Here is a 19,097-nt window from a genome sequence, read left to right as displayed (position 1 = left end):
CTATACGTGAAGCCGACTGAACAGTTCCTGCATATCGGCGGGCATCGGGCTCTCAAACGCCAAAGCGTTACCACTTATGGGATGAATAAACCCCAGATGCGCCGCGTGCAGGGCTTGGCGCCGGAATTCGAGTTCATCGAGCAGGGCTTTCTGAGCACCCTTTGTTCTACCATAAACCGGATCGCCCAGCAAGGCGTGACCCAGCGACTGCATATGCACGCGCACCTGATGCGTGCGGCCCGTCTCCAACCGGCATTCGACCAGGGCGGCGTTGTTCAGCTTCTCGATGGTGCGATAATGGGTCACGGCACGCTTGCCGCCCTGCACGATCGCCACCTTCTTGCGGTTCTGCGGACTGCGCGCCAGCGGTGCGTCCACGCTGCCGTCGGCCGGGCGGGGAATGCCCCCGGTGATCGCGCGGTAGCGGCGCTCGATGGAGTGCGCGGCGAACTGCTTGGCCAGCCCCTCATGCGTGCGATCGGTCTTGGCAGCGACCATCAGGCCGGAGGTATCCTTGTCGATCCGGTGGACGATCCCCGGCCGCGCGACGCCGCCGATGCCCGACAGCGACCCGCCGCAATGATGGAGCAGTGCGTTGACCAGCGTGCCGTCGAGATTGCCCGCCGCCGGATGCACGACCAGCCCGGCGGGCTTGTCGATCACGATGAGGTGCTCGTCTTCGTAAGCGATGACAAGCGGGATATCCTGCGCCTCGTTATGGGCGGGCGTGGGCGCGGGCACGGCGACCCGGAACAGATCGCCTGCGCCCGCACGCTTGGCGGGGTCGCGCGCCATCACGCCGTCGCGCGTCACCGCGCCGCTGGCGATCAGCACCTTCAGCCGTTCGCGCGACAGGGTCGGCACCGCATCGGCCAGCGCGCGGTCCAACCGCCAGCCGTCCGCTGTGGGCGCGATCCGCGCATCGATGATGGAAACCCCCCGGTCCATAGGCTACCCCATTTGGGCATGACCGTAACGATTTCAAGCGATACGCTGGACTTCATTCGCGCCGCCGCCGCCGCGTCACCGGATCGCGAGGTGTGCGGGCTGCTGCTGGGCAGTGAAAATTTCATCGTCACGGCAAGCCCTTGCGCGAATGTCGCGGCGGAGCCCTGGCACCGGTTCGAGATCGACCCGGCCGCGCTGATCGCCGCACACCGGGCGGCGCGCAGTGGCGGGGCGGCGGTGATCGGCCATTATCATTCGCATCCCACGGGCCTGGCCGAACCCTCGCCCCGCGATGCCGCCGACGCGGCGCCCGATGGCAGCATCTGGCTGATCGCCGGGGGCGGGCAGGTCACCGCCTGGCGCGCGGTCGCGGCGGGTCGGCGTCATGGCCGGTTCGATCCGCTCGCGCTTGCTTGCGCGGGCGTGACGCCTGCGTCACAAGGAAAAAATTCGTCGAAGGATTTTGCATGACCGTCAGCCCGGTGGATTTCGCGAGCCTGTTATGTTCGCGACTGTGCCACGATCTTCTGTCGCCGGTGGGGGCGCTCAACAACGGACTGGAGTTGCTCGCCGACGAGACCGATCCGGCGATGCGCGAGCGGTGCATGGAATTGCTGGCCGACAGCGCCCGCGCCTCAGCCAACAAGCTGAAATTCTTCCGCCTGGCCTTCGGTGCGGGCGGTGGCTTTGCCGACCGGGTCGACATGAGCGAGGCCCGTTCGGCGATCGAGGGCTTGTTGGCCGACAATCGCCGCACGACCCTGGGCTGGCTGGTCGAGCAGCCCAGCCTGCCCAAGCCCGCGGTGCGCATCCTGGTCAACCTGGCGTTGATCGCCACCGAGGCGCTGGCACGCGGCGGCACGATCGACATCGGGGCCGAGGCGGGGCGCGAGGCGATCGAGATCGCGATCCGGATCGAGGGGCCGCGCATCCTGCTCGACCCCGAAATCCGCCGCACGCTGATGGAAGGACAGGGGGCGGAGCCGCTGGGCTCGCGCACCGCGCCCGCCTTTCTGGTCCATACCCTGACCACCGAACATGGCGGCATGACACTGGTCACCGAGCCTGCACCCAACACCATGATCCTGGGCGCGGCGATCCGCGCGGGGTAAACGAGCTTTTAATCTTGTGGCGGCAAGAGGGTGCGCGAATTGGCGCGCCCTCGGGGATTTATGGACGACCTGCTGCAGGAATTCATTGCCGAGACCCGTGAGACGCTGGAGGCACTGTCCGGCGAGATCGTCGCATGGGAAACGACCCCTGCCGACCGTACCCGCCTGGATGCGATCTTCCGCTTCGTCCACACCGTGAAGGGCAGTTGCGGCTTTCTGGACCTGCCGCGCCTGGCGCGGCTCAGCCATGCCGCCGAGGATGCGCTGGCCGCCGTGCGGGACGACCAGCGCATTCCCGATACCGCGCTGGTCGATGCGGTACTTGCGATCGTCGACCGGATCGGCGCGATCGTCGAGGCGATCGACGCGGGCACACCCGAGGACGATTCCGACGACGCCGCGCTGATCGCCGCCGTTTCGCGTGTCGAGGAGGCGGTGGTGGTCCCGGCGCCCCGGCCCATGCCCACCGCCCGCGCCGCACCGCGCAGCATCCGACTGAACGTCGATCTGCTCGACCGGATGATGAGCGGCATGTCTGACATGGTGCTCGCCCGCAACGAACTGGCCCGGCGCCTGCGCGACGATGTGCTCGATCCGCGGGTCGAGGCGGCGCTCGACCGGCTGTCGCTGACCGTCGCGGACATGCGCGATACCGTCACCCGCACCCGGATGCAGAAGGTAGACGGGCTGTTCTCCGCACTGCCCCGCATGGTGCGCGACACCGCCGCCGAGCTGGGCAAGGCCGTGTCGCTGAAGATCGAGGGTTCCGACGTCGACCTCGACCGCGAGATGATCGAGATGATGCGCGATCCGCTGGTCCACATCATCCGCAACGCCATCGACCATGGTATCGAAAGCCCCGCCGAGCGCCGCCGTCTGGGCAAGTCGCCGACGGGGCATATCCATGTCACCGCGCGCCAGTCGGGCAACCAGATCCTGATCGAGGTCGAGGATGACGGCGCCGGGATCGACGTCGCGCGCGTCGCCGCCAAGGCGGTCGCCACCGACGTCCGCTCCGCCGCCGAGGTCGCGATGATGAGCCAGGCCGAAAAGTTGAAGCTGGTCTTTGAGCCCGGCCTGTCCAGCCGCGACACCGTGTCGACCATGTCGGGGCGCGGCGTCGGCATGGACGTGGTGCGCGCCAATATCGAGCATGTCGGCGGCCGTGTCGCGCTCGACAACCGGCCCGGCAAGGGGCTGACCATCACCATCCATGTGCCGCTGACGCTGTCGATCATGTCGACCATCGTGGTCGCGGTCGGCAACCAGCGTTTCGCCATTGCGCGCCAGGCGATCGAGGAGATCGTAAAGGTGCGCGGCGACCAGGTACGGATCGACCCGGTCGGCGACATCCGCGTCGCCACGGTGCGTGGTCGCCGCCTGCCGCTGCTGCCGCTCGGGCCGTTCCTGGGGGTGGGGCAGCGCGATCCGTCCGACCTCGTCATCGTCTCGACCCGCGACGGCGACTATGCCTTGGGTGTCGACGACGTGCTCGATACCGAGGAGGTGGTGGTCAAGCCCGCCGCGCCGGCAGTCATGTCGACGGGGCTCTATGCCGGCCAGACGCTGCCCGACAGCGGGCTGCCCATGCTGCTGCTCGACGGGGCGGGGCTCGCCCAGGCGGCGGGGCTTCGCTTCCAGCGGGAGGTCATCGCCGCGACAGAGGCGGTGGTGCAGGAGGCGACCAATCCGGCCCTGCTGTTCGAGGATCTGGACGGCGTCCACCGTACCATGCCGCTGGCGGCGATCGACCGGGTCGAGAAGGTCGGGGCATCGGCGGTCCACCGCTCGGGCGGGCAAGTCCGGCTGATCGTCGGCGATACGACCGTACCGCTGCATCATGTCGATGCCGTCGCGCTGGACGACGCGCTGAAAGGCCCTGGGATCGAGGTCATTCGCCTGACCGATGGCGATGCGGAATGCGCCTATGCCATGACGACCGCGCTGGAAATCATCCAGCTGCCCGTCGAGATCGCGCCGTCGCCCGGCGGGACGGTGCTGGGCATCACCGTCTGGAACGGGCAGGCGATCGAGATCCTCGATCCGCTGACGCTGTTCCTCGACACCGGCATCGAGAGCGTCGGCACGGCGCCGCTCTGCCTGCTCGACGGGCAGGGGGCGGCCTGGATGGACCGGTTCCTGCGCCCGGTGCTGGAGGCGCATGGCTATCGCTGCGTCCTTCAGCCGATCGGGGACGAGGAACCCGCCGTCCGGCTGGTGATGGCGGACGAAGCGGTGTCGGACAACGGGTCGCGCGCGCCGGTGGTCCGTCTGTGCCGCAACCGGGACGCGGCCTCCGCGCCCGACAGCATCTATCGGTACGACCGCCCCGCGCTGATCGCGGCCCTGGCCGGTCATGCCCGCCGGGGAGGCCGCTAATGCCCCTGTTCCTGATCGCCAGCATCGCCGGCCAGGGTGTCGTCTTCGACGCCGACCAGGTCGATTCGGTCGTCGATATCGGCGAAGTCGTCGCCGTGCCGCGCGCCGCGCCCTCGGTACGCGGGCTGACCGCGTTGCGCAGCCGGGTCATCACCGTCGTCGATACCCGGCTGGCGCTGGGGCTGGAGCCGATGCCGCCGCATGTCCGGCGCGCGGTCATCACCCTTCAGGATGGCCATTATTATGCGATGTTGGTCGATGCGCTCGACGATATCGAGACGTTCGAGACCAGCCCGCTGCCGCACGTCCCGTCCGGCAGCGGGCGCTGGGCGCTGGCGGCCGACGGCATGGTGGTGCGCGACGGCCAACCGTTGCTGATCCTCGACCTGCCGCGACTGGTCCCGCCGTCCGTGTCGCTGGCGGCCTGACCGATTAACTTCGCCGTTACCTTCGCCACTTATGTTGAAACCTGGATCCCACCGGGATCGCGGTAAAACAAGGCGTGCCGAATGAAGACCTGTCTCGTCGTCGATGACTCCAAGGTGATCCGCAAGGTCGCGCGCCATATTCTGGAAACGCTGGACCTTCAGGTGCGCGAGGCCGGTGACGGTCGCGAAGCGCTGGAAGCGTGCCTGGAGTCGGTGCCCGACGTGATCCTGCTCGACTGGAACATGCCGGTCATGAGCGGCATGGATTTCCTGCGCGCGCTGCGGGAGGCCAATGTCGCCCCGCGCCCGCGCATCGTCTTCTGCACGACCGAGAACGGCATGGCGCATATCCGTGCCGCGATCGACGCGGGGGCCGACGAATATATCATGAAGCCGTTCGATCGCGACACGCTGGAAAGCAAGCTCCAGCTCGTCGGCGTGATCTGAGCGGCATCGGTCCGGCGCGTCCCGGCGCGGCATCGCCATGGCATCCACGCCCCCCATCCGCCAGGCCCTGCAAGGGGCGGACCCGCGACAGACGGCCCCGGTCCGCATCCTGATCGTCGACGATTCGGCGGTCGCGCGGGCGTTGATCGCGCGGCAGATCGAACCGCATGACCGGTTCGCGATCGTCGGCGCGGTGGCGCATGTCGATGCCGCCCTGCAATTCCTCCGGCAGCAGAGCGTCGACATCATCCTGCTCGACGTGGCGATGCCCGGCATGGACGGCATCACCGCGTTGCCGCAGATCCAGGCGGCGGCACAGGACGCGCGTATCATCATCGTGTCGGGATCGACCCCCACGGGCGGCGCGGCGGCGGTCCAGGCGATGGCGCACGGTGCCGCCGACACGCTGGTCAAGCCGCGCCCGCAAGGGCTGGCGGAGTTCGGCGATGCGCTGATCCAGAAGCTCGACGCCCTGGCCCATGCCTTCGATCGGCCTTCTACCGCGCCGACGCCCGCGGCCGTCGCGGTTCCGGCACCGCAAAGCCTGGGGCGCGGTCTGCCCGACCTGATCGGGATCGGCGCCTCGACCGGCGGCATCCATGCGCTGGCCAAGCTGCTGGGGCGCATCCCGCAGACGGTCACGGTGCCGATCGTGGTGACCCAGCATCTGCCCGCGTCGTTCATGTCCTATTTTGCGGCCCAGCTTGCCGCCGTGGCGCGCCGCCCGTGCGACGTCGCCGAGGATCGGATGCGCCTTCGCCCCGGACGGATCGTCGTCGCGCCCGGCGACGCGCACATGACTTTCGTGCGGCTGGGCGATGGCGGGGCGGCCATCCGGTTGAAGCATGAGCGCGCGCGCAGCGGATGCCTGCCCTCGGTCGACCCGATGTTCGCCTCGATGGCCGAGGTCTGGGGCGAACGGGCCTGGGGCATCGTCCTGACCGGCATGGGGCGTGACGGCCTGGAGGGCGCGAGGGACTTGAAGGCGTCGGGTGGTCGCGTGATCGCCCAGGACCGCGAGAGCGCTGTCGTCTGGGGTATGCCGGGCGTGGTGGTGGCGCAGGGGCTGGCCGACACGGTCCTGCCGCCCGAGGCCATCGGCGCGATGATCGCATACGGAGGGGGCGCATGATTGGGACCGCCGTGCCGTGGGGAACGCCGCAGGGTCATAGCCGGACCAGTCCCGTGACGGCGGCGCCGACCGGCATGGCGGGGCAGGCGCTGATCGTTCTAGCCGCGCTTCTGGAGGCGCGGACGGGGCAGCAGATCGCCAGCCACCGGTCGACCCGGGTCGACACGGTCCTGCTGCCGCTGATGCGCGAGCGGCGACTGGATACGCTCGACCAATTGGTCAGCGCGGTGCTCGACGGTCGCGATCCCGCGCTGATCGGGCGGGTGGTCGATGCGTTGCTGAACGGCGAATCGTCCTTTTTCCGCGATCCCCATGTCTTCGACCATGTCGCCGAGCGGATCGCCGAGGTCGAGCGCAGCGGGCGCAGGCCGCGGATCTGGAGCGCGGGCTGCTCGACCGGGCAGGAGCCCTTGTCGCTGGCGATGATCTTTGCCGAGCGGCACCTGCAATCCGGGACGCCGATACCGGAAATCATCGCGACCGACGTGTCGGAAACCGCAATCGCACGGGCGCGTATCGGCTGCTACACCCAGTTCGAGGTCCAGCGCGGCCTGCCCATCCGCCATCTGGTCCGATGGTTCGAGGGAAAGCCGGGCAATGAATGGCGCGCGCGGGCCGAGTTGCTCCGCCATATCCAGTTTCGCCAGCTCAATCTGGTCGCGGACGCAGGCCCCGGCGGCGCCTTCGACCTCGTGCTGTGTCGTAACGTCATGCTGTATCTGGCGCCCGACGCCAAGAAGCGTGCCTTTCGGACGATCGCCGATGCGATGCGCCCCGATAGCGGCCTGATCCTGGGCGCCGGCGAGACGGTGATCGGCCAGACCGACCTGTTCCAGCTCGCCGCCAGCGGGCGCGGCGTGTACGAGAAATGCGTGGCCGACGATCCGCCTCGCCACGCATGAGGGCATATCCTTGGACGTCCGATGCCGCTAACAGAGGCGGCGAACCGGGGTCGTTCAGGAGGTTGCATGACGATCGTCGACACGCCGTCACCGAATTTCGACGCGCGTAGCCTGCCCATCACGATGATCGTATTGCACTATACGGGGATGCAGGACGCCGAGTCCGCCATCGCACGCCTGCGCGATCCCGAGGCGAAGGTGTCGTGCCACTATCTGGTCACCGAGGACGGCACGATCCTGCGCATGGTCGACGAGGATCAGCGGGCCTGGCATGCGGGCCGATCGCACTGGCGCTCGATCGACGATGTGAACTCGGCGAGTATCGGCATCGAGATCGTCAATCCCGGCCATGACTGGGGCTATCGATCCTTTCCCGACGAACAGGTCGCCGCCGTCATGGAACTGGTCGCCGACATCCAGGCGCGCCACGGCATCACGCGCGGCAATATCGTCGGTCATTCGGACATTACGCCTGCCCGCAAGCGCGATCCGGGCGAGCTGTTTCCCTGGGGCGCGCTGGCCCGGCGGCGCCTGGCCCTGCCGCGCCCGACCAAGAACCTGATGGACCCGATGTGGACAGAGGCGGGCTTCTGCCTGGCGCTGGAGCGGTTCGGCTATGACGTGACCGACCGGATGGCGGCGATCATGGCGTTCCAGCGGCGCTTCCGTCCCGAACTGATCGACGGCGAGATCGACGCGGAATGTCGGATGATCCTGCTGGCGTTGCTGCTGCCGCGTCCGCAGGGAGATAATTGAGGGGGATTCCCTTGGGCTTCGACTTCGCTCAGCCTGAACGGCGGTTGAGGCGAGGTCCTGTTCCCTCGCTCCGTTCAGCCTGAGCGAAGTCGAAGGCCATGTCCTAACGCCCCCAACGCCCCACCACCGACCACAAACCCCTTGCCCTCCCGCCCAATCCGTCTACATCCGCCCCAGCCAGAGGGCCGGGCGGCCGCGGCCTCGGGAAACCGGGGGCGAGGAAAGTCCGGGCTCCACGGAACGACGGTGCCGGGTAACGCCCGGCGGGGGTGACCCCAGGGACAGTGCCACAGAGAGCAGACGGCCACGGCTTCGGCCAGGTCAGGGTGAAAGGGTGCGGTAAAAGCGCACCGCGGGTCCGGTAACGGAAACGGCATGGCAAACCCCACCGGGAGCAAGACCGAATAGGGATGGCATGGCGTCGCAAGGCGTCGGGGTGTGTTCCCACCCGCCATCCGGGTTGGTTGCTTGAGGCGATGTGCGAGCATCGTCCTAGAAGAATGGTCGCCCATCCGGCCTCGCGCCGGTGGACAGAACCCGGCTTACAGGCCCTCTGGCTGACAGCCTGTCGCGGGCGGTGTCCGATCAGGACCCGCGCAGGGCGCTCGCGTTGATCGACACGTTTTTGCCCTGCGACCTGGCGGACGGTGTGCCTTTGGCGATCAGGTCGAACACCTGTTCGGGGCGGGGCAGGCCGTCGAACGAGGGATAGCTGTCCGCGCTGTCGTCGACATGGTGCAGCACGACCGAATAGGACATGGTCTTTCGCTTTTCGATCTGGCTCATGATGCCCGGATAGACGCTGACCGTGCGGCCTGCGTCATACAGCGCGATAGTGTAGCCATCGCTTGCGGGCTCGTCCCAGCGATAGACGCCGTAAGCCGTCTGCGCCGCGCCGTCACGGCACAGGGCGGTGGCGGGCTTTACGACATGGGTCTCGGGGTCGGGTTTGTAATTGGCCATGACGGCGCTCATCAGCAAATTGCCGACGACGTCGGCACCGCCCGGTTTTTCCATCTTGGCCTTGGGCAGATGGGCGAAGTCGGTCTGCACCGCGCAGGGCCGGATCGGCACGGCCGGGCCGGGATAGGCGGCCGTGGTCGCGACGATGGGTTTCAGCGCTGCGATGACCTCGTTCATCTTGCCGTCGAGCGCATCGGCGGTCAGCGTCTTTGCGGTCAGCCGGACGACCAGCATCCATTCGCCCATCGGGATCACCGCCAGCGAAGTGCTGCGATAGGGGCTGCTCAGCAGCGAATAGCTCTGGCGCAGCGCGCCTGCCGGGCCTGCGTCGAGCGGGGCGAAGGCGATGGGGTCGGCGCTCGCGGGCGCGCCCTTTTCGAATATCCGGCGCTCCTCGATCGCGGTGCGCGACCGGTCGAACCACAGGGGCACGCTGGGCACCGACGGGTGGAACAGGAACAGCGTCGCGAAGACCGACTTGTCCGGGTTTTCCAGCGTGACCGCGATGTCGTGCTCGCTGGTGGTCGCATCGGTGATGGCGATGCGGGACAGCCCGGCGACGCTGGAGTGGACGACCAGTCGTGTCTGGGCGTGCATCCACCCCTTGTTCGCCGGAACCTCCAGATTGCGCGCCGAAACGCCGGTCGCCGTCGCCAGTGCGACCAGCGCCGCCAAACCCCAATGCCGCATGTTCATCCTCCCCCATGGACGAGGGGAGGCTAAGCGGTCAGCGATCGGCGATCAAGCGGGTGGCGATCACACCAGCACCTTGTCCGGCCGGACCATGCCGTCGAGGTCGGTGTCGGCGTCGATCTCCAGCAGCGTTTTGATATGCCCGTCGCGAATGTCGTAGACCCAGCCGTGCAGCCACAGCTCGCGCTTCTCGGCGAACGCCTTCTGAATGGTGTCCAGCCGGGCGAGATGGCGCAACTGCTCCATGACGTTGACCTCGACCAGCCGGTTCACGCGGGAGGCCTCGTCCGGCTGCGCGTCGATCTCGTCGCGGTGGCGGTGGAGCACGTCGCGGGCATTGCCCAGCCACTGGTCGACCGGCCCCTCGGTCCCGCCCTTCAGCGTCGCCATCACGCCGCCGCACCCATGATGGCCGCACAGGATGACATGGCGGACGCGCAGCACGTCGACGGCATATTGCACGACCGACAACAGGTTCAGGTCGTCGTCATGGACCAGGTTCGCGATGTTGCGATGAAGGAACATGCCGCCGGGCGGCGTCATGGTCATCTGCTCGGGCGTCACCCGGCTGTCGGAGCAGCCGATCCAAAGGAAATCGGGCTTCTGCCCCACCGTCTGCCGCTGGAAGAAGTCGGTCTTCTCCTCCAGGAGTTCGGCCGCCCACGCCTTATTGGCGAGCAGGAGCTGCTTATATTCCCTCATGCGTAGCGCACTCCCGTCGATGGGGCATTGATCATCGGTGCGGTCCGCTCGGCGATGTCACCGCGCACGATCACGCTGATCCCGCGGAAATCCGCGCCCTTGATGAAGGCATTGATGATGTCGACATTGTCCAGATCGACATAAGAGGTCGAGGACAGGTCGATCAGCAGGTTCGCGCCGTCCGGCACCTTGGCCAGCGACTTCTGCAACTCGTATTTATGGATGAAGTACAGATTGCGCCGCGCGCGGATCAGGCAATCCTCGTCGTCGCAGGCGAAGGTGAGCGCCGGGCGGAAATTGCGCGCAACGACGAAGACGAAGCCCACGACCAGCCCGACCAGGATGCCGATCAACAGGTCGGTGCGCAGGATCGCCAGGATGGTGACGATGAAGGGGATGAACTGGCTCCAACCCTGCTTGTACCGCTCGGTGAACAGCTTGGGCTTGCACAGCTTGTAGCCGGTGGCGATCAGCACGGCGGCGAGCGCGGCCAGCGGAATCTGGTTCAGCACGACCGGGATCAGCGCGACCGAGATCAGCAGCCAGGTGGCGTGCAGCATGGTCGACAGCTTGCTCTCCGCGCCCGAATCGACATTGGCCGAGGAGCGCACGATCACCGAGGTGACGGGCAGGCCGCCGAGCAGGCCGGAGACGATATTGCCGCCGCCTTGCGCCATCAGCTCCCAATTCTTGTCGGTGGTGCGGCGGCGCGGATCGAGTTCGTCCACCGCCTTGACGCTGAGCAGCGATTCCAGGCTGGCGACGATCGCCAGCGTCAGCGCGGTGGTCCACACCGCGCCCAGGCCGATCGCGGAGAAGTCGGGCAGCTGGAACTGGCCGATGAATTGCGACGCGCTGCCGGCGACCGGCACCCGCACCAGATGCGTGCCCGACAATTGCCATTCGGGCCGCACCGCGCCCAGGATCATGTTGCCGACCACGCCGATCACCACGACGACCAGCGGCCCTGGCAGCAGCCGCAGCGGGCCTTGCTTCGGCTTGGCATGGTCCCACCAGAACAGGAAGGCGAGCGACACCGCGCCGATCAGCACCGCGCCGGGCGCGATGTCCTGGCTGACGCTGGTCCACAGGTCGGTGAAGGTATTGCCGCCCGCCCGGCTGGCATATTCGAAGCTGCCCTCGAAATCGCCGTCATAGCCGATGGCGTGGGGGATTTGCTTCAGGATCAGGATCAGGCCGATCGCCGCCAGCATCCCCGTGATGACCGAGGAGGGGACGAACTCGGCCAGAACGCCCGACCGGGTGAAGGAAAAGGCAAGCTGGAGAATGCCCGCCAGGACCACCGCAAGCAGGAAGACCTGGAAGCTGGGCAGCCGCTCGATCGCCTCGAACACGATCACCGTCAGGCCCGCCGCGGGCCCGGCGACCGACAGCGGCGACTTGGACAGGAAACCGACGACCAGCCCGCCGACGATCCCGGCGATCATGCCCGCGAAGGGCGGCGCGCCCGAGGCGACCGCGACACCCAGACATAGCGGCAGCGCGACGAGCGCCACCACGATCGACGCCGGCACGTCCGCTCTTGCGGTGGCCAGGAAGGAACGACTTTGGGCCACGATGGCTCCTGACACGATAGGGTCCGCATATGTCCGGGTCGGACATGAATATATGATGACGGATATTTCATGAACGAGGGAACCATTGCCGGTCAAGCATTTCGGCGCCGCCATTTCGACGGTGCGGCCCGCAAAGCCTTGTGTCGATGCTTGCGCCCGCGCCGAAGTCGCTTAAATCGACCCTCGTGGCGCGTTCTACTTCCCGATCCAATGACTGGGGCTTTCCTCGCTGGCGCAGCTATGGCGCAGCGCGGGAGGCCAAGCCCGTGCGCATCTGCGACCGGCATGGCTGCGACCAGCCCGGCAATTGTCCCGCACCCAAATCGCCCAACAGCCCCGATCGCTGGTATTTCTGCGAGGCGCATGCCGCCGAGTATAATCGCGGCTGGGACTATTTTCAGGGCCTTAGCGCCGAGGAAGCCGCCGCACGCGAGGCGTCCGAACGGCGGACGAGCGCGGGTTACGCCCAGTCCAAGCATCAGGCCTGGGCAGGGCCGGGCGACGGCACCCGCTCGCGCGACGAGATGCGCGCGCTCGATGCGCTGGGGCTGGAGCCGGACGCCGAGTTCGACCTGATCCGCGCGACCTGGCGCGGGCTGGCCAAGGCCAACCATCCCGACATCCGCCCCAATGATCCGGAGGCGGCGACCAAGTTCCAGCAGGTGCAGGCGGCCTATGAAGTCCTGCGCGCGGCCGAAGAACGCCGCAGCTGGAAGCCCGAATGATCCGCCGCGCCAAGGCGGAATGGGAAACGACGGTCCTGGTCTGCGGCAAATGCTCGAAAAAGGTCGGCGGCGGCTTCGGGCCCAAGGGCAAGACGTCACTGGCCAAGGCGCTCAGACGGATCTTCGGCAAGGGGCGCAAGGCCTCGGTCGGGGTGATCGAGACCAAATGCCTGGGGCTTTGTCCGAAGAATGCGGTGACGCTGGTCGATGGGCGACGACCGGGGGAGTGGCTGGTGGTGACGCCGGACGAGGATGTCGAGGCGATCGCGGCGCGGTTGGGGCGGGGGGCTTGAGGCTCTGGGCTCGGGCTCGGTGAGACCTCTTGCCCTCCCCCATCCCCTCCCGCTTGCGGGAGGGGCGTGTTTCCTGGCTGGCCTGAACCTACGTCGACAGAGCGTGCCCCAGTAGCTGACGATCGTCGAAGAGGCCGGCCCGTGCCTCTTGCCGCTCCCCTCCCGCAGGCGGGAGGGGATGGGGGAGGGCAGGGTGTCTCACCGAGCCCCAACCCACACATCAATACCGCCCCGCCGTCTCCCGGATCAGCGCGATCATGTTCGGAATCCCCTGGGTCCGGTTCGAACTCAACTGGTTCCGCAAATCGAACGGCGCCAGTTCGCCCTCGATATCGGTCGCGAGGATGTCCGCCGGCGTCTTGTCCTGCACCGTCTTCAGCACCAGCGCGATGATCCCCTTCGTAATCGCCGCGTTGGAATCCGCCAGGAAATGCAGGCCTTCGCCATCCCCCTTGGTCGGATAGACCCAGACCGAGGCCGAGCAGCCGCGCACCAGCGTCGCATCGGTCTTCAGCGCCTCGGGCATCGGCTCCAGCGCGCGGCCGAGGTCGATCAGCAGGCGGTAGCGATCGTCGGCGTCGAGAAATTCATATTCGTCGCGGATTTCGGCAAGATCGGACATGGCGCTCGCGCTACCGCGAACCGCGCGTCACGACAATGGTCGAGGACGGGCGTTCAGTCCCGGAGCAGCGCGTCCACCGATCCGCCGTTTCGCGCCAGTTCGGCCGCCACGCGGCGGCGCCCTTCATAATAGGTCAGTACGCGGGCGTGCGGGGCGCGCTGGCGGATCAGCGCCTCGTCCTGGGGGCGGATGCTGGTTTCGTGTGCGACATAGTCGGGATAGCCCTCGCGCTTCCAGGCGGGCAGGCGCATGGCGGCCCATTCGCCGATATGGTCGGCGACCAGACGGTGGGTCATCTCATGCGCGATGGTGCCCGAGAGGCTTCGCACGCCGCCCAGCGTGGCGCCGTTCGTCACCCGGTCCGCCGCCACCGAACTTCGGTTGAAGATCAGGGCGTGGGAAAAGGGGCGACGAAAAGCGATGCTGGTGCGCACGCCGATCGACAGTATATCCCATCGCCAGCCGCCATCGGTCAGCACCAGCTGTCGCGACAGTCCGGGCCGGTAGAGCGGGCTCGCCACCAATAGCCGATCGGCCCGGTCCAGCACATGCCGCATCGCATCGCGGTCTATCGGCCGTTCGGACAGGACCGTCGTCCGCCCGAAATCGGCGCGATAGGGAAAGGCGAGCGCGGCGGGGACATGGACCACCCCGGCGACGACGACCGCGCCGCCACACGCGATCCGGGCCGTCCATCGGCGAAGGGTGGCGAAGCGGCTCACAGATCGACGCCCGCCGCGATGGCTTCGAGCTTGCGGATCCGCTCCTTCAGATCCGCCATCTCGATCCGCGACGCCGCCGAGCTGGCGGGCGGATAGGGCATGTCATGCGTCCGCTCGAACTCGCGGCTCTTCAGCTGCAACCAGCCGCGCCACCCGGCGAGCCCTGCGGTGACGATCATCGCCAGCCCTGCCAGGCCTGCGGTCGCGATGACGATATAAAGATTGGTGTCGGTCATGATCCGGGCTCCCTGTCCGTATCAATGGTTGGCTTAACGGTCGCGCAGGCGCTCGATCTCGCGGTCGAGGTCGATGCTCTTGCGTTCGTCGGTGATGACGCGCTCCAGGACCTGGATGCGCTCCTTGAGCTGCTGGATCTCGCCGCGCAGCGCCTGGGTGTCGCGGGCGCCCTCGCTGCGGGCCTGTTCGATCCAGTCCGTGCCTGTGGAGCCGCGATGCTTGTGCTTGGCCTTGAAGATGCTGGCGATCATGACGATCGCGACGATCATGACGACCATGAACTGTCCGCCGTTCATTGCGGTAACTCCCTTTTATTCTTGTTGTCAGTGTTCGATGCGGGCGGGCGTTTCGCGCAGGTCCCGCAGGCCGTCGATCTCGTCGCTCAGCGCCAGGCCGCGATCGGTGATGATCCGCTCCAATACCCGTACCCGCTGTTCCAGCTTCTCGGTCTGGGCGGCATATTGCGCCGCCTTTTCCGCGACCATCGAGGCTTCGGTGGCCAGCTGCTTTTCGCGATACTTGAACCAAGGCCGGACAAAAACGCCGCCGATGATGGCGACCAAGCCGCAGCTGATGCCCATGATGGGGATCAGAAGAGCGGTATTGTTCATCATTCCCTTCCCTCAGCGATCGCGCAGCGCGTCGATTTCGCGCGCGGTCCGCTCGGCGGGGTCGGTGGCGATGCGCTCCAGCACCGCGATCCGCTCTTCGAGGCGCGAGACCTGGCCGACCAGCTTCTGGTTCTCGGCGGTCAGCAGTTCGACCTTGCGTTCGTCGGCCATGCCGGTCTTGCCGACCATGCCGCCCCATTCACCGTCCAGGCTGTATCCGTGCTTTGCGCGGATCCAGGTGGTGACGACCCAACCGATCGTCGACATCGCGATGATCGCCAGGACGAAACCCGGTCCTCCCCATGCCATGATCCTTACTCCCCTTCAGATTGTGATGCGGCCGGGCGATCAGCGCAGGCTGTCGATCTCGTCGGCCAGCTGGCGGTTGCGGCTGGTATAATGCAGCTCGATATCGGCGAGGCGACGGTCGAGATCGCGGAACTTCGAGCGGACCTCGGCGGTCGAGCGGCGCGGATTGCTGCGCACGCCCTGCCAGAATTTGGCGTCCTCATCCGACTGGTACAGCCCGATCGGCCTGGCCGTCGCCATCCAGGCGATCAGCATATAGGCGAGGGGAACCCAGGGCATGCCCACGCCGGAGATGGTCAGCAGGACCGCGGCGACACGGATCCACATCACGTCCACGCCGGTATAGTCGGCGATGCCCGAACAGACGCCCTTGAACTTGGCATTCTGCTTGTCGAGGTAGAAATTGGTGCGGCTGGCGGTCATCTCAATTCCTCCGATCAAGGCTGTAGTCGTGCTGGCCGAGGCGGCTTTCGGAGCGCCATTCGGACTGCGACAGGCCGGGTTTGAAGTTGGGATTGTCGGCGGCGACGATCCGCTCGACGGTGTGAAGCCGATCTTCAAGTCGCCGGGCGAGCATATGAAGTTCGTCCAGCAGCTGCTCGTCCTCATGGGTGATCTTCGGCGCCTGCTTCCACTTGGTGACATAGTGCAGGATCAGCCAAGGCAGCGCGATGAAGAGCGATACGAAGAGGACGAAGGGGACAGCAACACCTTCCATCTCATTCCCCCTTGTTCAGGCGCGCCTTGAGCGCGGCGAGTTCGGCATCGACCCGGTCCGAGGCGCGCAGTTCGGCGATCTCTTCTTCGAGCGTCTTCGGGCTGGCGCCCAGGCCCAGCGCCTCGGCGCGACCCTCGGCCTCGTCCACCTTGCGCTCCAGCATGTCGAAGCGGCTGAACGCGTCATGCGTTTTGGGACCGTTCCACATCTCGCGCAGGCGATAGCGGTTGTTGGCGCTTTCCAGACGGGTCTGGACCGCATTCTGCTTGGTCCGCGCCTCGCGCAGCTTGTTCTGCAGCTTGGCGATGTCCTCTTCCGAGGCACGAAGCGCATCGTCGAGCACCTGGACTTCCGCCTTCAACTGGTCGGCCATGTCGGCGGCTTTCTGACGCTCGATCAGCGCGGCCTTGGCCAGGTCCTCGCGGTCCTTCGACAGCGCGAGCTCGGCCTTTTCGGTCCAGCTGTCCTGCAACTGGTCCAGCTTGGCGATGTGGCGGCGGATTTCCTTCTGGTCGGCGATCGTGCGGGCGGCGGAGGCGCGCACCTCGACAAGCGTTTCCTCCATTTCGAGGATGATCATGCGGATCATCTTCGCGGGGTCTTCCGCCTTGTCCAGAAGGTCGGCGAAGTTGGCGGCGACGATGTCGCGGGTGCGGGAGAAAATGCCCATCGGATACTCCTTGATGGCGGAATGCGTGATTATGCGATCGGCGCCTCGATCGCTGCAACCGGGGCCGTGGTGGTGGCGACATGCGCGGGGGCGAGGGCGCCCAGCAGGCAGGTGGCGCTCATCACGACGGTGCAGGCGATGGCGGCGATCTGGCGGGTGATGTCGGTGGCGAACATGGTGGAAACTCCCTGATATCTTTGTTTCGGTCCGCTCGGTGGCGGGATGTCGATAGCATTGCAGGGGGCGTGCCAATTTCAAAAAAGACGTAAAATCAATGTTTTGTGAAATAGTTGCGTTGCGACAACGATTGCGCCCTTGCCAAGGCTTGGGAAATTCCGCCACCTGTTGGGAATGGAGCGAACGAGTCAGGTCATCGGCCAGTCGGGGGCCTTTCTGGATGCGCTGGAACGCGCCAGCCGCGCGGCCGCGCTCGACCGCCCGGTGCTGGTCATCGGCGAGCGCGGGACTGGCAAGGAACTGGTCGCTGAACGCCTCCACCGCCTGAGCGGGCGCTGGGATCAGCCGTTGGTCATCATGAACTGTGCGGCGCTTCCCGAAACACTGATCGAGGCCGAACTGTTCGGCCATGAGGCGGGCGCCTTTACCGGCGCGACCAAGGCGCGGGCGGGGCGGTTCGAGGAAGCCAATGGTGGCACGCTGTTCCTGGACGAACTCGGCACGCTGTCGATGGCGGCGCAGGACCGGCTGCTGCGCGCGGTCGAATATGGCGAGGTGACGCGGATCGGCTCGTCGCGGCCTCTGCGCGTCGATGTCCGTATCGTGGCGGCGACCAACGAGCATCTGCCCGACAAGGTCGCCGCGCATCAGTTTCGCGCCGACCTGCTCGATCGGCTGTGTTTCGAGGTGGTGACGCTGCCGCCGCTTCGCGCGCGCAAGAGCGACATCATGGTGCTGGCCAATCATTTCGGGCGGCGCATGGCGGCCGAGATCGGCTGGAACGACTGGCCCGGCTTCGGAGCGGCGGCGACCGATGCGCTGATGGAGCATCGCTGGCCCGGCAATGTCCGCGAGCTGCGCAATGTGGTCGAGCGCGCCGTCTATCGCTGGGACAGGGAAGGGCCGGTCGACGCGATCGAGATCGACCCCTTCCGCTCGCCCTATCGCCCGCAGGGCCAGTCGCCCGCTGCCGCGAAAAGTGAACAGCTCGGCGCGTCTGCGCCCATGAGCGACGGCGACGAGGTGGCGGCCTGCGATGTCGGGCCGTCCGACTTCAAGTCGCGGGTCGCCCGGTTCGAGCGCGAGCTGCTGACCAAGGCGCTGGCCGACAACCGCTTCAACCAGCGCACCACCGCCGAAGCGCTGGGCCTGAGCTACGATCAGCTTCGCCATGCGCTTCGTCGCCATGATCTGATCGGAACGGTTGCGTAACCGCGCGCGGGGAGCCATTTGGGGCGTCCGGCGTTGCCACAGGCAAACCCCAAAGGAGCATTCACGATGGCTTTCGAACTGCCGCCCCTTCCGTACGACTATGACGCGCTGGAGCCGGTCATCTCCAAGGAGACGATGACCTTCCACCACGACAAGCACCATGCCGCCTACACGAACAAGCTGAACGAGGCCATTGCGGCGGACTCGTCGCTTCAGGGCAAGTCGATCGAGGACATCCTGGCGAGCATCTCGTCGGCCCCGGCGGTCGTCCGCAACAATGGCGGCGGTTTCTGGAACCATGACTTCTTCTGGAAGATCATGACCAAGCCCGGCACCACCCAGCCCTCGGGCAAGCTGGCCGAGGCGATCGAGGCGTTCGGCGGTCTCGACAAGCTGAAGGACGAGTTCAACACCAAGGGCGCGGGCCAGTTCGGTTCGGGCTGGGCCTGGGTGATCGCGGATGCCGAGGGCAAGCTGAAGGTCACCTCGACCCCGAACCAGGACAACCCCCTGATGGACGTCGTCGCCGACAAGGGCACGCCGATCCTGGGTAACGACGTGTGGGAGCACGCCTATTACCTGACGTACATGAACGACCGTCCGGGCTATCTGAAGGCCTGGTGGGACGTCGTGAACTGGGACGAGGCCGGTCGCCGGTATGAGGCGGCGGTCGCGTAACTTCGCGGCTTTCCGGTTCGGATAAGGGAAGGGCGGCTCCGCTGGGGCCGCCCTTTTTTTATTCCTCCCCTGCAAGGGGAGGGG

The 19,097-nt window shown here is 66.7% G+C and carries 26 protein-coding genes and 1 other RNA gene; 13 read left to right on the top strand and 14 right to left on the bottom strand.

The window, feature by feature from the left end; translation table 11 throughout:
• The gene (locus tag QZ546_RS12715; protein ID WP_294238068.1) at positions 1-948 is read right to left on the bottom strand and encodes an RluA family pseudouridine synthase; all 948 of its coding nucleotides are present in this window, start codon (positions 946-948) and stop codon (positions 1-3) included.
• 18 nt (positions 949-966) lie between these two features.
• Between QZ546_RS12715 and QZ546_RS12710 the strand changes: the two genes are divergently transcribed.
• The 9 genes from QZ546_RS12710 (at position 967) to rnpB (ending at position 8,665) form a co-directional block, all read left to right on the top strand.
• Entirely contained in the window at positions 967-1,419 is a 453-nt protein-coding gene (locus QZ546_RS12710; RefSeq protein WP_294238066.1) for a M67 family metallopeptidase, read from the top strand.
• Complete coding sequence (locus tag QZ546_RS12705; protein ID WP_294238063.1) at positions 1,416-2,060, top strand: histidine phosphotransferase family protein; 645 nt, start codon at positions 1,416-1,418, stop codon at positions 2,058-2,060. The genes QZ546_RS12710 and QZ546_RS12705 overlap by 4 nt, the downstream gene beginning before the upstream one ends.
• A 60-nt stretch (positions 2,061-2,120) precedes the next feature.
• On the top strand, positions 2,121-4,439 hold the full coding sequence (locus QZ546_RS12700; RefSeq protein WP_294238060.1) for an ATP-binding protein: 2,319 nt from the start codon (positions 2,121-2,123) through the stop codon (positions 4,437-4,439).
• Positions 4,439-4,867 (top strand): chemotaxis protein CheW, encoded by a 429-nt coding sequence (locus QZ546_RS12695; RefSeq protein WP_294238057.1) that lies wholly within the window; start codon positions 4,439-4,441, stop codon positions 4,865-4,867. Before QZ546_RS12700 ends, QZ546_RS12695 begins: the two co-directional genes overlap by 1 nt.
• A gap of 81 nt (positions 4,868-4,948) precedes the next feature.
• Positions 4,949-5,314 (top strand): response regulator, encoded by a 366-nt coding sequence (locus tag QZ546_RS12690; protein WP_294238055.1) that lies wholly within the window; start codon positions 4,949-4,951, stop codon positions 5,312-5,314.
• Between the two features lie 37 nt (positions 5,315-5,351).
• Complete coding sequence (cheB, locus tag QZ546_RS12685) at positions 5,352-6,446, top strand: chemotaxis-specific protein-glutamate methyltransferase CheB (RefSeq protein WP_294238052.1); 1,095 nt, start codon at positions 5,352-5,354, stop codon at positions 6,444-6,446.
• The gene (locus QZ546_RS12680) at positions 6,443-7,348 is read left to right on the top strand and encodes a protein-glutamate O-methyltransferase CheR (protein ID WP_367113530.1); all 906 of its coding nucleotides are present in this window, start codon (positions 6,443-6,445) and stop codon (positions 7,346-7,348) included. Before cheB ends, QZ546_RS12680 begins: the two co-directional genes overlap by 4 nt.
• Before the next feature lie 66 nt (positions 7,349-7,414).
• Complete coding sequence (locus tag QZ546_RS12675) at positions 7,415-8,104, top strand: N-acetylmuramoyl-L-alanine amidase (RefSeq protein WP_294238051.1); 690 nt, start codon at positions 7,415-7,417, stop codon at positions 8,102-8,104.
• 177 nt (positions 8,105-8,281) lie between these two features.
• Positions 8,282-8,665, top strand: an RNA gene (gene rnpB, locus QZ546_RS12670) — RNase P RNA component class A.
• A gap of 24 nt (positions 8,666-8,689) precedes the next feature.
• Here rnpB and QZ546_RS12665 read toward each other — a convergent pair.
• From QZ546_RS12665 to QZ546_RS12655, 3 genes are all read right to left on the bottom strand, one after another.
• Positions 8,690-9,757, bottom strand: a complete 1,068-nt coding sequence (locus tag QZ546_RS12665) for a hypothetical protein (protein WP_294238049.1) — start codon at positions 9,755-9,757, stop codon at positions 8,690-8,692.
• Positions 9,758-9,823: 66 nt separating this feature from the next.
• Positions 9,824-10,462, bottom strand: coding sequence for a carbonic anhydrase (locus QZ546_RS12660; RefSeq protein ID WP_294238046.1), 639 nt, complete (start codon positions 10,460-10,462; stop codon positions 9,824-9,826).
• On the bottom strand, positions 10,459-11,997 hold the full coding sequence (locus QZ546_RS12655; protein ID WP_294238043.1) for a SulP family inorganic anion transporter: 1,539 nt from the start codon (positions 11,995-11,997) through the stop codon (positions 10,459-10,461). The genes QZ546_RS12660 and QZ546_RS12655 overlap by 4 nt, the downstream gene beginning before the upstream one ends.
• Before the next feature lie 227 nt (positions 11,998-12,224).
• On the opposite strand from QZ546_RS12655, the gene QZ546_RS12650 reads away from it, so the two are divergent.
• The gene (locus QZ546_RS12650) at positions 12,225-12,764 is read left to right on the top strand and encodes a J domain-containing protein (protein WP_294238040.1); all 540 of its coding nucleotides are present in this window, start codon (positions 12,225-12,227) and stop codon (positions 12,762-12,764) included.
• Positions 12,761-13,057 (top strand): (2Fe-2S) ferredoxin domain-containing protein, encoded by a 297-nt coding sequence (locus QZ546_RS12645; RefSeq protein ID WP_294238037.1) that lies wholly within the window; start codon positions 12,761-12,763, stop codon positions 13,055-13,057. The genes QZ546_RS12650 and QZ546_RS12645 overlap by 4 nt, the downstream gene beginning before the upstream one ends.
• A gap of 220 nt (positions 13,058-13,277) precedes the next feature.
• Here QZ546_RS12645 and QZ546_RS12640 read toward each other — a convergent pair whose 3' ends face one another.
• Genes QZ546_RS12640 through QZ546_RS12595 form a run of 10 tightly spaced genes read right to left on the bottom strand, consistent with a single transcriptional unit; the run spans position 13,278 to position 17,122 of the window.
• Positions 13,278-13,679, bottom strand: a complete 402-nt coding sequence (locus tag QZ546_RS12640) for a SufE family protein (RefSeq protein WP_294238034.1) — start codon at positions 13,677-13,679, stop codon at positions 13,278-13,280.
• Positions 13,680-13,732: 53 nt separating this feature from the next.
• Positions 13,733-14,401: a hypothetical protein gene (locus tag QZ546_RS12635; protein ID WP_294238030.1), complete on the bottom strand. Its 669-nt coding sequence runs from the start codon at positions 14,399-14,401 to the stop codon at positions 13,733-13,735.
• A complete protein-coding gene (locus QZ546_RS12630; protein ID WP_294238028.1) occupies positions 14,398-14,637 on the bottom strand; it encodes a hypothetical protein in 240 nt (79 codons plus the stop codon). Before QZ546_RS12630 ends, QZ546_RS12635 begins: the two co-directional genes overlap by 4 nt.
• A gap of 33 nt (positions 14,638-14,670) precedes the next feature.
• Complete coding sequence (locus QZ546_RS12625) at positions 14,671-14,934, bottom strand: hypothetical protein (protein WP_294238026.1); 264 nt, start codon at positions 14,932-14,934, stop codon at positions 14,671-14,673.
• A gap of 27 nt (positions 14,935-14,961) precedes the next feature.
• A complete protein-coding gene (locus QZ546_RS12620; RefSeq protein ID WP_294238097.1) occupies positions 14,962-15,249 on the bottom strand; it encodes a hypothetical protein in 288 nt (95 codons plus the stop codon).
• 12 nt (positions 15,250-15,261) lie between these two features.
• The gene (locus QZ546_RS12615; RefSeq protein ID WP_294238023.1) at positions 15,262-15,558 is read right to left on the bottom strand and encodes a hypothetical protein; all 297 of its coding nucleotides are present in this window, start codon (positions 15,556-15,558) and stop codon (positions 15,262-15,264) included.
• Between the two features lie 39 nt (positions 15,559-15,597).
• A complete protein-coding gene (gene pspC / locus QZ546_RS12610; RefSeq protein ID WP_294238022.1) occupies positions 15,598-15,981 on the bottom strand; it encodes an envelope stress response membrane protein PspC in 384 nt (127 codons plus the stop codon).
• Between the two features lies 1 nt (position 15,982).
• Entirely contained in the window at positions 15,983-16,276 is a 294-nt protein-coding gene (pspB, locus tag QZ546_RS12605; RefSeq protein WP_294238020.1) for an envelope stress response membrane protein PspB, read from the bottom strand.
• Between the two features lies 1 nt (position 16,277).
• Positions 16,278-16,946, bottom strand: coding sequence for a phage shock protein PspA (gene pspA, locus QZ546_RS12600; RefSeq protein ID WP_294238019.1), 669 nt, complete (start codon positions 16,944-16,946; stop codon positions 16,278-16,280).
• A 29-nt stretch (positions 16,947-16,975) separates the two neighbouring features.
• The gene (locus tag QZ546_RS12595) at positions 16,976-17,122 is read right to left on the bottom strand and encodes a hypothetical protein (protein ID WP_294238018.1); all 147 of its coding nucleotides are present in this window, start codon (positions 17,120-17,122) and stop codon (positions 16,976-16,978) included.
• A gap of 175 nt (positions 17,123-17,297) precedes the next feature.
• Between QZ546_RS12595 and pspF the strand changes: the two genes are divergently transcribed.
• Together pspF and QZ546_RS12585 are read left to right on the top strand one after the other, a co-directional pair.
• The gene (pspF, locus tag QZ546_RS12590; protein ID WP_294238017.1) at positions 17,298-18,335 is read left to right on the top strand and encodes a phage shock protein operon transcriptional activator; all 1,038 of its coding nucleotides are present in this window, start codon (positions 17,298-17,300) and stop codon (positions 18,333-18,335) included.
• 66 nt (positions 18,336-18,401) lie between these two features.
• Positions 18,402-19,013, top strand: coding sequence for a superoxide dismutase (locus QZ546_RS12585; protein ID WP_294238015.1), 612 nt, complete (start codon positions 18,402-18,404; stop codon positions 19,011-19,013).
• The last annotated feature ends 84 nt before the right edge of the window (positions 19,014-19,097 follow it).

Source organism: uncultured Sphingomonas sp. (assembly GCF_913062585.1).
In the GTDB taxonomy this organism is placed as follows: Bacteria; Pseudomonadota; Alphaproteobacteria; order Sphingomonadales; family Sphingomonadaceae; genus Sphingomonas.
This window is presented reverse-complemented; position numbering and strand designations above follow the sequence as displayed.